Origin of the sequence: Cytobacillus gottheilii (assembly GCF_900166665.1) — a bacterium.
GTDB classification, from domain to species: domain Bacteria; phylum Bacillota; class Bacilli; order Bacillales; family Cytobacillaceae; genus Cytobacillus; species Cytobacillus gottheilii_A.
In genome coordinates, this window is record NZ_LT800493.1 from 34,186 (window position 1) to 47,262 (window position 13,077).

At 39.8% G+C, this 13,077-nt stretch carries 12 protein-coding genes and 2 tRNA genes; 11 read left to right on the plus strand and 3 right to left on the minus strand.

All coding sequences use genetic code 11. From position 1 onward, the window contains the following. Positions 1-140 precede the first annotated feature (140 nt). From B7E07_RS25455 to B7E07_RS25485, 7 genes are all read left to right on the plus strand, one after another. A complete protein-coding gene (locus B7E07_RS25455; RefSeq protein ID WP_080843560.1) occupies positions 141-1,775 on the plus strand; it encodes a putative polysaccharide biosynthesis protein in 1,635 nt (544 codons plus the stop codon). Next, positions 1,762-3,222, plus strand: a complete 1,461-nt coding sequence (mazG, locus tag B7E07_RS25460; RefSeq protein ID WP_080843561.1) for a bifunctional methyltransferase/pyrophosphohydrolase YabN — start codon at positions 1,762-1,764, stop codon at positions 3,220-3,222. The genes B7E07_RS25455 and mazG overlap by 14 nt, the downstream gene beginning before the upstream one ends. 31 nt (positions 3,223-3,253) lie before the next feature. Then, entirely contained in the window at positions 3,254-3,529 is a 276-nt protein-coding gene (locus B7E07_RS25465) for an RNA-binding S4 domain-containing protein (protein WP_080843562.1), read from the plus strand. 221 nt (positions 3,530-3,750) lie between these two features. Next, positions 3,751-4,053, plus strand: a complete 303-nt coding sequence (gene yabP / locus B7E07_RS25470) for a sporulation protein YabP (protein WP_080843563.1) — start codon at positions 3,751-3,753, stop codon at positions 4,051-4,053. After that, the gene (gene yabQ, locus B7E07_RS25475) at positions 4,050-4,679 is read left to right on the plus strand and encodes a spore cortex biosynthesis protein YabQ (RefSeq protein WP_080843565.1); all 630 of its coding nucleotides are present in this window, start codon (positions 4,050-4,052) and stop codon (positions 4,677-4,679) included. The genes yabP and yabQ overlap by 4 nt, the downstream gene beginning before the upstream one ends. Before the next feature lie 20 nt (positions 4,680-4,699). Continuing rightward, positions 4,700-5,122: an FtsB family cell division protein gene (locus B7E07_RS25480; protein WP_080843566.1), complete on the plus strand. Its 423-nt coding sequence runs from the start codon at positions 4,700-4,702 to the stop codon at positions 5,120-5,122. Between the two features lie 98 nt (positions 5,123-5,220). Further along, positions 5,221-5,673, plus strand: coding sequence for a S1 domain-containing RNA-binding protein (locus B7E07_RS25485; protein WP_066441720.1), 453 nt, complete (start codon positions 5,221-5,223; stop codon positions 5,671-5,673). Between the two features lie 89 nt (positions 5,674-5,762). Here the strand turns inward: B7E07_RS25485 and B7E07_RS25490 are convergent, their stop codons facing one another. The 3 genes from B7E07_RS25490 to B7E07_RS25500 all read right to left on the minus strand — a co-directional run bounded on the left by B7E07_RS25490 (position 5,763) and on the right by B7E07_RS25500 (position 6,868). After that, a complete protein-coding gene (locus B7E07_RS25490) occupies positions 5,763-6,521 on the minus strand; it encodes a phosphotransferase family protein (protein ID WP_080843568.1) in 759 nt (252 codons plus the stop codon). A 178-nt stretch (positions 6,522-6,699) separates the two neighbouring features. Beyond that, positions 6,700-6,771 (minus strand) — tRNA-Glu (locus tag B7E07_RS25495). A 23-nt stretch (positions 6,772-6,794) separates the two neighbouring features. Further along, positions 6,795-6,868 (minus strand) — tRNA-Met (locus tag B7E07_RS25500). 386 nt (positions 6,869-7,254) lie between these two features. Here B7E07_RS25500 and spoIIE point away from each other — a divergent pair. From spoIIE to tilS, 4 genes are all read left to right on the plus strand, one after another. Continuing rightward, on the plus strand, positions 7,255-9,738 hold the full coding sequence (gene spoIIE, locus B7E07_RS25505) for a stage II sporulation protein E (RefSeq protein ID WP_080843569.1): 2,484 nt from the start codon (positions 7,255-7,257) through the stop codon (positions 9,736-9,738). A 104-nt stretch (positions 9,739-9,842) separates the two neighbouring features. Continuing rightward, complete coding sequence (locus tag B7E07_RS25510) at positions 9,843-10,580, plus strand: vWA domain-containing protein (RefSeq protein WP_080843570.1); 738 nt, start codon at positions 9,843-9,845, stop codon at positions 10,578-10,580. Further along, the gene (locus tag B7E07_RS25515) at positions 10,549-11,538 is read left to right on the plus strand and encodes a protein kinase domain-containing protein (RefSeq protein ID WP_080843571.1); all 990 of its coding nucleotides are present in this window, start codon (positions 10,549-10,551) and stop codon (positions 11,536-11,538) included. Before B7E07_RS25510 ends, B7E07_RS25515 begins: the two co-directional genes overlap by 32 nt. Positions 11,539-11,677: 139 nt before the next feature. Further along, positions 11,678-13,069 (plus strand): tRNA lysidine(34) synthetase TilS, encoded by a 1,392-nt coding sequence (tilS, locus tag B7E07_RS25520; RefSeq protein ID WP_080843572.1) that lies wholly within the window; start codon positions 11,678-11,680, stop codon positions 13,067-13,069. Positions 13,070-13,077 lie beyond the last annotated feature (8 nt).

Genomic DNA, 13,077 nt, shown 5'->3' on the forward strand with positions numbered 1-13,077 from the left:
GGTCATAAGTCGATCCATCTAGAAGGTTAAAGAACAACCTTCCAGCCGTCTCGCCTTATGCTTGTCGGGGCTGAGCAAGCCGCCTCCACATTTCTTAGTATGCTATAATGTTTAAAGTTGTTTTTGAGAGGGGTTGGGCGATGGAGCGGGTGGGTCGTTCAGGTGAGTTTATTAGAGGGGCGCTTGTTTTGACAGCAGCGGCAGTGATTACGAAAATATTGAGTGCTGTGTATCGGGTGCCTTTTCAAAATATTGTAGGAGATGTTGGTTTTTATATTTATCAGCAAGTCTACCCTTTCTATGGGATTGTGCTTGCATTAGCTACTTATGGATTTCCTGTTGTTATTTCTAAGCTGTATGCAGAACAAATTAGTCTAAATAAATGGCATGGAGCCCGCCATGTACTAGCTGTGTCATCGATAATTTTATTATTCGTAAGCATTGGCGGCTTTACTTTATTGTATGGCGGAGCCGATTATCTTGCTGAAAGGATGAAGGATCCGCATTTGGCAGATCCCATTCGAGCGGTCTCATTTGTATTTCTTTTGCTTCCGCCGATTTCTTTGCTTAGAGGCTATTTTCAAGGAAGAAATGATATGGTCCCAACAGCGATTTCTCAAATTGGGGAACAGCTTGTACGGGTTTTGACTATATTAGCACTTGCCATTTTGTTAGTGAGACAGAACGAATCACTTTATAACATAGGGAGTTCGGCATTTTTAGGTTCTTTGGCAGGTGGACTAATGGCGATTGTTCTGTTGAGCATTTTTTTTGCTAAAAGGAATGCAAATTTGAAAAAGACTTTATGGGGAAAGCGGCTTGAGTTAACTTCATCTGTCAAAATAGCAAAGGAACTCATTGTTCAAGGATTTGCTATTTGTGTAAGCAGCCTGCTGCTCGTCTTTATTCAGCTGGCAGACTCATTTAATCTCTATTCATTGCTCATTACATCAGGCTTTGGCAGTGAAGAGGCAAAGCAGTTAAAGGGGATTTATGACAGAGGACAGCCTATTATTCAGTTAGGAACTGTTGTTGCTACTTCATTATCACTTTCGCTGGTCCCTTTGATTACCAAGGCGAAGCTGAAGAACGATCAGCAATTTTTAAAAGAGAAGCTCCAGCTGGCCTTTCGTGTTGCCATTTTTGCTGGAGCAGGAGCGATGGTTGGGCTAATATCCATTATAAAACCAACGAATACCATGCTATTTGAAAATGCTGCGGGCTCTAATGTGCTGCAGATTTTAAGTATACTGATTTTCTTAAGCTCGATCATTATGACATCATCAGCCGTATTACAAGGTTTAGGATTCACCTTATATCCTGCTTTTGTCATTTTAGGCGGCTTTATTATAAAATATGGATTAAACATACTGTTGGTGCCTCTTGCAGGGGTAAACGGCGCAGCAATAGCGTCGTGCATTGCCTTGTTCTTTATTGTAATGGCACTAGTGGTTAAGTTAAAATTTCAATTGCATATTAAAATTGTTCAGTTGGAATTTATCACTCCCATTTTAAAGGGAGCGGTTTGTATGTATATTGTTCTAAAAGGGTATTTACTGCTTACCGATTTCTTTTATGGGGTTGGCTATGAAAGAATGGCATCAAGTTTTCAGGCTATAAGTGCTGTTATTTTAGGCGGATTTATTTATTTAATAGTCGTGCTGAGAAGCCGTGTCTTTACTGAGGAGGAACTGTACATGCTTCCTTTAGGCAGTAAGCTTTTGCTGCTGCTTCCCAAAAATAAAATGAGGATGACGAAAAATGAAAAGAATTAAGGTAATTGGACTTGGTGCAGGGGATTTGAATCAGCTTCCCTTGGGAGTCTATAAAACGATAAAAAACACTCAAAATCTTTATTTGCGGACAAAGGACCATCCCGTTGTGCAGGAGCTAATGAATGAAGGTGCTGACTTCCATTCATTTGATGAGGTGTATGATAAAAATGAAACCTTTGAGGCTGTGTATGAAGAAATTACGCAGGTGCTCTTAAATGCCGCTCAAGGTGAAGAGGTTACATATGCAGTGCCTGGTCATCCGCTCGTTGCCGAAAGAACGGTACAGCTTCTGATCGAACGGGCAGAACAACATGGAATCCAATTAGAAATTGGCGGTGGGCAGAGCTTTTTAGATGCTCTGTTTCAAGCGCTGCGAATTGATCCCATTGAAGGGTTTCAGCTTCTTGACGGTACTGACTTTTCGGTTGAGGAAGCACAGCTGCGCCAGCATATCATTATAGGACAAGTATACGACCAGTTTGTTGCTTCAAACGTTAAGCTGGAGTTAATGGAAATGCTGCCGCATGATTATCCTGTTTTTATAGTGACAGCTGCGGGAAGCGATCAGGAATACATCAAAAAAGCAGAATTGGTTGAACTTGATCGTGAGGTAGAGCTGAACAATTTGACTTCTTTATATGTTCCGCCTGTTCAGGATGAAACCATTCTTTATAAAGATTTTGCTAAGTTGAAAGACATCATTGCCATTTTACGCGGACCGGATGGCTGTCCTTGGGATCGGAAGCAAACGCATGAATCGTTAAGAAAATATGTAATTGAAGAAGCATATGAATTGATCGACGCGATCGACAATGATGATATTGATAATATGATTGAAGAGCTTGGTGATCTGCTGCTGCAAATTATGCTTCATGCCCAAATTGGGGAAGATGAAGGCTTCTTCTCTATTAAAGATGTCATAGAAGGCATATCAGAAAAGATGGTTAGAAGACATCCGCATGTCTTTGGTGATGCACAAGCGGAGGATGCAGAAGAAGTCGTTAAGAATTGGCAGGAAATCAAAAAGGAAGAGAAGGCAGGCAAGGTAGACAAAACATCTCTTCTAGATTCTGTTCCTCGCTCTTTCCCTGGACTAATGAGAGCAGAGGAGCTGCAGAAAAAGGCTGCTTCTGTTGGATTTGATTGGGATGAAGCGGATGCTGCATGGGCAAAGGTAAAGGAAGAAGTCCGTGAGTTTGAGGCAGAAAAAGCATTAAGCAGTGAAAAAATGAAATTAGAGTTTGGCGATATTTTATTTGCTTTTGTAAACATTGCAAGATTTTTAGGCATTAACCCAGAACAAGCAATCCATGAGACCAATGAAAAATTTATCCGGCGTTTTAATTATATAGAAGACAGGGTAAAGGAGACAGGTAAAGAGTTTGCAGACTTCCAGCTTGAAGAACTGGATCAATATTGGGACGAGGCCAAAAAATCTGGATTATAAAACTAAAATATAAGTGATGGAGCGTTTGCATATGAGATTAGATAAATTTTTAAAAGTTTCCCGTCTGATTAAAAGGAGAACATTAGCAAAAGAGGTTTCCGATCAAGGGAGAATTTCAATAAATGGAATACAAGCCAAAGCAAGCTCTAATGTAAAAGTTGGCGATGTACTATCGATTCGTTTTGGTCAAAAGCTTGTAACGGTCAGAATTGATGGTCTGCAGGAAACAACCCGGAAGGAAGAAGCACAAGAGCTTTATAGCATTTTAAAAGAAGAAAATGCGGGAGCAGAAACTGGAAACGAATAAAAGATTCCTTTCTAAAGGAATCAATATAATAGAACCAGTGCAAGAAAATCCGAGCAGCTTAGAAACTAATCCATAAGCTGTTTAGAGCTGGAAGAAAAATGATAAGATTGCTTATCATTCTAGGACTTCTTATCCTGTAAAAGAATGGCTTGTTCTAATTCATCCCTCACCTTCATAAACATGTACAAACAGCAGTACATTGCGATTGTGAGGGATGTTATATGAGCCAATATTATGAATCAAACGCCAATAAGCCGAATGCCCAGGAGCATGACGTGGTGATGCGGGGCAGAAGAACACTGGAAATTTCAGGGGTTAAACAAGTGGAAAGCTTTGATAATGAGGAGTTCTTACTCGAAACAGTCATGGGATTTTTGGCAATACGCGGGCAAAATCTGCAAATGAAAAACCTTGATGTCGACAAAGGGATCGTGTCTATTAAAGGGAAGGTTTTTGACCTTGTCTACATTGATGATCAGCACGGAGATAAAGCTAAAGGTTTCTTTAGCAAGCTATTCAGATGACACTGACGACTCAATTTATGACAATGCTAGCGATGATCGGCATGGGCGGGATGTTCGGTGCGTCGCTTGATACGTACCAGCGTTTTCTCAAGAGGACGGAAAGAAAGAGATGGGCTGTCTTTATAAATGATATTTTCTTTTGGCTCCTGCAGGGACTAGCCATCTTCTATATTCTATTCCTCGTGAATCAGGGAGAATTGCGTCTGTATGTTTTTCTCGCCTTGCTGTGCGGGTTTGCAGCTTATCAAAGCTTATTCAAAAGAATTTATCTAAAACTATTAGAGTTGCTTATCTCCATGTTTATCTCTATTTACCATTTTTTTGTAAAGTTTTTGAAATTTTTTGTCATAAAGCCGATTCAAGCTCTTGTATCAGCTGTGATAGCGGTTATACTAATGTTAGGAAAAGCGACTTTAGGACTATTTTTATTTTTATATAAGGTCATTATACTTATAATGAAAATAATTACTTCACCGCTAAAATGGATCTTTATGCTCATATGGAGACTTTTGCCGAAACATATTAAAAAAATGGTCGATAAGTTCTATAGAGCTGCAGCAGGATATTTTATAAAAATAAAGAATTATTGTGTTAAGAAAATAAACAGCTTTAAGCAAAAGAAATAAGCAGAGAGGGGGAGCGAAGAATGAGTGACAACGAGATAAAAAATGTAGCTAAGATGCAAACGAGCTATGTGAAACAGAAAGAGGATGCAACGATTAGCGCCAATCGAAAAAGAAAAGTATTGTTTAGAAGGCTAGCAGCTTTTTTTATTGCAGCAGCTGCTGTATCCATATTTATGATTACCACACTCGTCTCGCAATCCGCTGCTCTGGATGAAAAGTTGGCTGAAAAGAAAAAACTTGAAGATGAGCTGGCGGAGCTTGAAAGTAAACAAGTCGTACTGGAAGAAGAAATCGTTAAACTGAATGACGATGAGTACATTGCAAAGCTTGCCCGCAAGGATTATTATTTATCAGACAAAAGTGAAACGATCTTTGTTTTGCCGGAGTCAGAAGAGACTCCTGATAAGGAGAAGGATAAGGAAAAAGAAAAGGCATCGGAATAGAGCTGTATTGACACCCTTTTTTCTAATTCGTTATAATATAGAGTAAGTATGAAATTTTTTAGTTTCACTTTATATCTTTAAGGAGGCAATTTCTTTTTATGTCAATCGAAGTAGGCAGCAAGTTACAGGGAAAGGTCACAGGAATTACAAATTTCGGAGCGTTTGTGGAGCTGCCGGAAGGTTCAACTGGTCTTGTTCACATTAGTGAAGTAGCAGACAACTATGTTAAAGATATCAACGACCATTTGAAGGTTGGTGACATGGTTGAGGTTAAGGTCATTAATGTTGAAAAAGACGGAAAGATCGGTTTATCTATTAAAAAGGCAAAAGACCGTCCTGAAAGACCGGAAAGACCAGAAAGACCTGAAAGAAGAGAGTCTAGAGGTCCTTCTCAACGTCCACGTCAAGGCAGAACAAATGATAATCGTGCTCCAAGAGAAAATTTCGAATCAAAAATGGCACGCTTCTTAAAGGACAGTGAAGACCGCCTATCATCTTTAAAGCGCAATACGGAATCAAAACGTGGGGGAAGAGGCGCTAGACGAGGCTAACTTGTTGCTGATTTTATTCATATATCGCAGGGTTTACGTGATATTCCCTTAAAAATGAGACAGTCCAATTTCGGACTGTCTCATTTTTTTTATCTGAATGATGGGAAATCGTATTTTTCTATGATTGCCAGCAACCTTCCCGAATCTTCTGATGATACGTTTTCAGCTAGTCTGGCTGCAGCGACAATTGGAGCCCATTTAAAAATATCCGACATCTTCATCCCGCTTTTTTTACAATAAAGTTTAATGTACTGTTCAGCCAAAACAGTAGATACTTGAGTATACAAAAGATACGTACGGTATACATCAGCACATTTATCTCCCGCACTGCAGTCAATCCAATCGATCACGACAACACGGTCTTTTGTTTTAATCAAATTATATAAATGAAAATCTCCATGACATAATCTCGGCTCAAAAGAAAATGAATCTAATTTTTTCAGCAAAAGTAATTTCTGTTTACTATTCAACAGGTTCACTGATTTAATCTGATTCGTTAACTTATCATGCATGGATTCCAGTGGAGTTGGAATAATGCGATGAATTTTTTGCTGTTCATCAATGGACATATTGAGGTAATAGGTGAAATGCGCAGGTTCTTTTGCTAGTAAATTTCCCAATGTTTCTCCTGCAGCATACTCCATAATGATAGCTTGTTTTCCATTGATCTTTGTAACTTGATATATTTTAGGTACTGGAAGTCCACATGAATGGGCATAGTTTTGTTTCTTTGCTTCATTAATCGACTCTGACTCTGGCAAAAAGTCTTTAAAGACTTTAATGATTTTCTTTTCTGATAGATAAATATTTGCGGTATTTCCACTTGCAATCGGATTTCCTAAATTCATACGACTCTTACCTCCGGGCAATCCAGCCTTTATCTTCATTTTAAAATAACTTCAAATAAGGGGTAAAGGTTTTAAGCCTAAAATGTATAAAATAGAATAATTAAAACTGATGCTCCAGATAAGAACCCGATCAAATATATAAAAAAAGCGTCTGGAATTCTCCAGACGCTTTTATAGATGACCCGTACGGGATTCGAACCCGTGTTACCGCCGTGAAAGGGCGGTGTCTTAACCGCTTGACCAACGGGCCAGTACATATTTTTAAAAAAAGTATAGCGGCGGAGGGGATCGAACCCCCGACCTCACGGGTATGAACCGTACGCTCTAGCCAGCTGAGCTACACCGCCAAATGTATCAATCAGACACAAGTAATATCATACAAACTTTTATAAGAAGTGTCAATAAAAAATTATAAAAGTATTTTATGCACTTGAAGGGAACTGTACTGTTTTTAGAAAATGGCCAGAAAACTACGTCCTTCATTTAAATCCTAAAAAAATTGTCAGATTGCTCCCTATTAATGCCGCATAGCATCAACAAGAACATTTTTAACATAAACAGCTATCATCGCCATGCCTCGATTTCCCATATTTTTTGTACAGAATTCGCTCATTTGGGAGAAACAAGTCGAACGAAAAAATAAAGCTTGTCTGCGATTTTGACAAACTTTTTTATCTTAGAAATTTATAATGATCAGCAAACAATACGAATCTGAATAGGGAGTGAGCAATATATGCAAAAGGTTGGAAGGTCAATGACAGAGCCGCTCGGGGAAGTTCAGCTTAATCGATCTAAGGTGGATATTGGACAAGCCTTTATCAATTTTCAATTATGGCTGGAAACTTTTTTTCTAAAGAAGGGATACATCCTTCTGTTTATCGGCTTCTTGCTGGGCAGAGCTTTAATTTTAGCCAAGCTGACCCCTTTTACGCTTCCTTTTTTCGCAGCTGTATACTTATTAAGGAAGGATCGGGCTCCTTTGGCACTTGTTGGACTCACGGCCGGTGCAGCCACTCTATCCGTGCAAAATGCAGCATCAGCATTTTGTATCGCTTTTTTATTTTTATTTGTGTTCAGGATTTCAAAAAAATGGCTAAGTAATGAGATGAAGGCTCTTCCGTTTTATGTGTTTGCCATTTTGATAGTTGGGAAAATAGCTGAAAGTTTTGTTCTTACAAGCACAGTAACCCTATATAACGGAATGATGGCGGGTGTAGAGGCTAGCCTCGGATTTATTTTAACGATGATCTTCCTTCAAGGTCTGCCGCTTCTATCTATGAATAAGAGAAGACAATCGTTAAAGACAGAAGAAATTGTCTGTTTAATTATTATTCTTGCTTCTGTGATGACCGGGACAATTGGCTGGACGATTTACGATTTGTCGATTGAGCATATCATGTCGAGATATTTGGTTTTATTATTTGCCTTTGTCGCAGGAGCAACAGTTGGTTCCACCGTCGGGGTTGTAACAGGCTTGATATTCAGTCTTGCCAATATCTCTAGCTTCTTTCATATGAGTTTGCTGGCCTTTGCCGGTTTACTTGGAGGGCTTTTAAAAGAAGGCAGGAAATTGGGTGTATCTCTAGGACTGCTTATTGCAACATTGTTAATGGGCATGTATGGAGAAGGCAATGGAAACCTCGTGATTACGCTGTATGAAACAGGTGCTGCGATATTTATTTTTTTGGTTACACCGATTAGTTTGACCTCAAAGCTTGCGAAGCATATACCAGGTACCCCTGAATATGCAGCAGAGCAGCAGCATTATATGAGAAAGATGCGAGACGTTACGGCTCAAAGAGTCTCTCAATTCTCGAACGTGTTTCAAGCATTATCAAAAAGTTTCTCTAACTATGACGCAACCTCCAGCAGAGATGATGATGATGAAGACCGTGAAATTGATTATTTCTTAAGCAATGTCACTGAAAAAACATGCCAGACATGTTTTAAGAAGGACCATTGCTGGGCAAGGAATTTTAATACAACCTATGATTATATGAAGGATATTATGACAGAAATAGATAGCAATGATGGAATTGTCTCAGCAAAACTGGGGAGAGAATGGGAAAAGCATTGTACACGTTCAAAAAAAGTGACAGAAACGATTCAGCAGGAGCTTACTTTTCTAAAAGCAAATCAAAAACTGAAGCAGCAAGTCCATGAAAGCAGAAGACTTGTAGCAGATCAGCTGCTGGGTGTTTCAGAGGTGATGGGAGACTTTGCGAAAGAAATTCAGCGGGAGAGGGAAAACCACCATAAACAGGAAGAACAGATTCTAGAGGCACTTCAAGAATTCGGAGTGGAAATTGAGCAGGTTGATATCTACAGCTTAGAGCAGGGCAATGTAGACATTGATATGGCGATCCCATACTGCAATGGACATGGGGAATGTGAAAAGCTGATTGCACCGATGCTTTCAGATATTCTTGGCGAAACCATCCTGGTCGGTAAAGAAGAGTGTGCCGCCTACTCAACTGGTTTTTGTCATGTGACGTTCCGATCAGCGAAAGCGTATGCGGTTGAAACGAGTGTGGCACATGCAGCAAAGGACGGAGGCTTTATTTCAGGTGACAGCCATTCTACGATTGAACTAGGCAGCGGGAAATATGCGATTGCCATCAGTGATGGAATGGGCAATGGAGAGAGAGCACATATTGAGAGTCAAGAAACACTAGAGCTTCTTCAAAAAATCCTGCAATCGGGTATAGAGGAACGGGTGGCGATTAAATCAGTGAACTCTATTTTATCACTAAGGACCACTGACGAGATTTTCTCTACGCTGGATTTAGCCATGATTGACTTGCAAAATGCGGAAGTGAAATTCTTGAAAATTGGCTCAACACCAAGCTTTGTCAAGCGTGGTTCAAAGGTGATGAAAATACAGGCAAGCAATCTGCCGATGGGAATTATACAAGAGTTTGATGTTGATGTAGTCAGCGAACAGCTGAAGGCAGGTGATCTATTGATTATGATGAGCGATGGAGTATTTGAAGGTCCAAAGCATGTTGAGAATTTCGATTTATGGATGAAGCGGAAAATTACTGAATTAAAGACCTCTGATCCACAGGAAGTGGCAGATTTAATTATGGAGGAAGTGATTCGGTCCCGATCAGGCAGAATTGAAGATGATATGACAGTTGTTGTTTCAAAAGTAACTCACAATACACCGAAGTGGTCGAGTATTCCCATTCAGAATATGCGAAAGAAGGCAAATTAACTAATGTATATAAATTTATTATGATCTGCTAAATGAAATGAAATGATGTATATTTCTACCCCATACCGTCGAAAATGGTAATAAATTGAGATGGAGGGGAAAATATGAAAACAGGAACATTGAAACAAATTCTGCTGATTACAGATGGCTGCTCCAATCAAGGAGAAGATCCAATTGCAATGGCTGCCTTGGCGAAAGAACAGGGAATCACCGTTAATGTTATTGGAGTTATGGAAAATGATGTGATAGATGAAAAAGGGATGAGTGAAATTGAAGGAATCGCCATGTCAGGCGGCGGTGTGAGTCAGGTTGTTTATGCAAAACAATTATCACAAACGGTTCAAATGGTGACAAGGAAGGCAATGACTCAAACACTGCAAGGAGTCGTTAATAAAGAATTAAAGGAGATTTTAGGCAGCTCTAAAACGGTTGAAGATCTCCCGCCCGAGCAAAGAGGCGAGGTCATGGAAGTGGTGGATGAACTTGGTGAAACAGTAGAACTGGAAGTGCTGATTTTAGTCGATACGAGTGCCAGTATGAAACAAAAGCTGCCGACCGTAAAAGAAGCGTTATTTGATTTATCATTAAGTTTAAACGCCCGGTCAGGAGATAATCGCTTCTCGGTCTTTGTATTTCCCGGGAAAAAGAAGGATGTTGAGAAGCTGCTTGATTGGACACCGAGGCTTGAGTCACTAAATAGTATTTTTGCTAAGCTGACAGTGGGTGGAATTACACCAACAGGGCCAGCACTGCGCGAGGCATTGCAATACTTTAAGAAAAAACGGTCGTTAAGGGGACTGCTTTCTCGTGATGATGAATCATTCTATGAAGAGTCAGTTTAACGTTCGCTCAGGCACAGTTATAGATGGGAAATGGCACAATAACCGTTATGTCATCTTAAAAGAGCTTGGATATGGAGCAAATGGCGTTGTTTACTTGTCAAAGTTTAATAATCAGCAAGTAGCGATTAAAATGAGTGATAACGGGATGTCCATTACATCCGAAGTAAATGTGCTTAAATCATTTGCGAAGGTCCAAGGGTCTGCCCTCGGACCTTCTTTGCTTGATGTCGATGACTGGGCCATTAATGGGAAAAATATATCCTTTTATGTGATGGAATATATACATGGTCCTGACCTGCTGTCATTTATCCAGCAAAAGGGACCTTCCTGGACGGCTGTACTGATCCTTCAGCTTTTAAATGATCTGGCCAAGCTTCATGACAGCGGCTGGGTATTTGGGGACTTAAAACCTGAAAATTTAATTGTTACCGGTCCGCCATCCAAGGTGCGCTGTATTGATGTAGGCGGGACAACCTTGCAAGGAAGAGCAATCAAAGAGTTTACAGAATTTTATGACCGGGGGTACTGGAATCTTGGAACAAGAAAGGCTGAACCAGGCTATGACTTATTTGCAGTAGCAATGATTCTTATTAATACAGCATACCCAAACCGTTTTACAAAAAAAAACGGCGGATTTGCAGAATTAAAGGAGAAAATTCAAAGCAGCAAAGAATTAATTCAGTTTGAAGAGGTTATTTCACAAGCTTTAATGGGTAAATATGTATCAGCTAAAGAGATGAGACATGCACTGCTGGATTCAATGAATAAAATGGATGTTCAGAAGAGCAGCGGCAGAGTTAACAGACACTCGCCTCCGCCTGTATCTGCTGGCAGCACGGTTACACGCACACAGAATAATGTCCGTAGAAAGAAAAACGGTGGTTTTTTTGAAACAGCTTGTATTGTTGCGGTGATTTCCTGCCTGTATTTCCTTTATATCTATGGTCAATTAATTTAAAGAAGTGCAGTCAGACTTTGAAACAAACAGCATAAGAATGATATGATTTTAGTATCAGATGAAATGAGGGGCATATATTGGCCATTATAGCAGGCATTCCTCTGTTTCATTGATTAATACTGTATAGAGGGAAACGAAGATGCTGGATTCAAAAGTAAAATTATTTCTCTTTAAACGGGGCTTTGATTTGCATCATAAACGCATAGCGGTCGCTGTGTCAGGCGGTCCGGATTCGTTAGCGCTGCTCCACTATTTAAAAGAGAAAAGTTCACACTTCGATCTAGAGATTCTTGCTCTGCATGTCGATCATATGTTTAGAGGAGAAGAATCTTTCGAAGAAGCGCGATTTGTTGAACGTTTTTGTAAACAACAAGGGATCCCCTTTAGAATGAAGCGAATAGATGTTCCGGCTTATATGCAAGAAACAGGTAAAAGCAGTCAAGTAGCAGCCAGGGAGTGCCGTTATCGTTTTTTTGAGGAAGTGATGGAGAACGAAAAATTCACTTATTTGGCACTAGGACATCACGGGGATGATCAGGCAGAAACGGTTCTAATGAGGCTTGTAAGAGGCAGTACAGGAGCAGCTAGAGCAGGGATTCCTTTTGAGAGGAGCTTTGCTGGAGGTACCATTATTAGACCATTTTTATGCCTTAACAGAGAAGAAATAGAAGATTATTGCACAGAGCATCAATTAAACCCCAGGCGTGATCCTAGCAATGAGAAGGATACGTATAGCAGAAACCGGTTTCGCCATCATGTATTGCCGTTTTTAAAACACGAAAATCCGCAAATGCATGAACAATTCCAGCGATTTAGTGAGGAATTGGAGAGTGATGAGGTTCTGCTGCAGGAATTAACTTTCAGAGAAATGAATAAAGTAATAGAGAAGAAAAAAGATAATGAAGTGCGATTAGCCATTGATTTGTTTCTAGATATGCCAATGCCTTTACAAAGAAGAGGGATTCAACTAATATTAAACTATCTTTATAAGGAAAAACCTTCTTCTTTATCAGCGGTGCATATTGAAAATGTTTTTTCTTTAATACGTAATCCTCACCCATCAGGAGTCCTGCATTTGCCAGGTGGATTGATTATTGAACGCTCGTATAGAAAGTGTATGTTTTATTTCTATACGGAAACTTTACGGGCATCCTATCATTATGAGCTAGATGAACCTGGGAAAATCGATCTTCCGAATGGCAGCAGAATTGAATTTGAATATACCTGCAGTCAACATGTGGAAGGTCATTCCGAATCCCTCCTTTTATCTGCGGCCAGTATTCCCTTGCCGCTCATTATCCGAACGAGAAAAAGTGGAGATCGAATCAACTTAAAAGGAATGAAAGGGACGAAAAAGATTAAAGATATCTTTATCGATCAAAAGGTTCCTCGGAATGAAAGGGATCAATGGCCAGTCCTGACAGATGCAAAAGGGAAAATTCTATGGCTACCGGGTTTAAGGAAGTCAGATGAACCAATGCTGGGTGATGCTCATCCTTGTTATATTCTTTTAAAATACATAAAGCAATGATCTTCTAG

Coding starts and splice junctions, on each gene's coding strand:
- B7E07_RS25455 (WP_080843560.1), top strand. CDS start 141: ATGGAGCGGGTGGGTCGTTCAGGTGAGTTTATTAGAGGGGCGCTTGTT.
- mazG (WP_080843561.1), top strand. CDS start 1,762: ATGAAAAGAATTAAGGTAATTGGACTTGGTGCAGGGGATTTGAATCAG.
- B7E07_RS25465 (WP_080843562.1), top strand. CDS start 3,254: ATGAGATTAGATAAATTTTTAAAAGTTTCCCGTCTGATTAAAAGGAGA.
- yabP (WP_080843563.1), top strand. CDS start 3,751: ATGAGCCAATATTATGAATCAAACGCCAATAAGCCGAATGCCCAGGAG.
- yabQ (WP_080843565.1), top strand. CDS start 4,050: ATGACACTGACGACTCAATTTATGACAATGCTAGCGATGATCGGCATG.
- B7E07_RS25480 (WP_080843566.1), top strand. CDS start 4,700: ATGAGTGACAACGAGATAAAAAATGTAGCTAAGATGCAAACGAGCTAT.
- B7E07_RS25485 (WP_066441720.1), top strand. CDS start 5,221: ATGTCAATCGAAGTAGGCAGCAAGTTACAGGGAAAGGTCACAGGAATT.
- B7E07_RS25490 (WP_080843568.1), bottom strand. CDS start 6,521: ATGAATTTAGGAAATCCGATTGCAAGTGGAAATACCGCAAATATTTAT.
- spoIIE (WP_080843569.1), top strand. CDS start 7,255: ATGCAAAAGGTTGGAAGGTCAATGACAGAGCCGCTCGGGGAAGTTCAG.
- B7E07_RS25510 (WP_080843570.1), top strand. CDS start 9,843: ATGAAAACAGGAACATTGAAACAAATTCTGCTGATTACAGATGGCTGC.
- B7E07_RS25515 (WP_080843571.1), top strand. CDS start 10,549: ATGATGAATCATTCTATGAAGAGTCAGTTTAACGTTCGCTCAGGCACA.
- tilS (WP_080843572.1), top strand. CDS start 11,678: ATGCTGGATTCAAAAGTAAAATTATTTCTCTTTAAACGGGGCTTTGAT.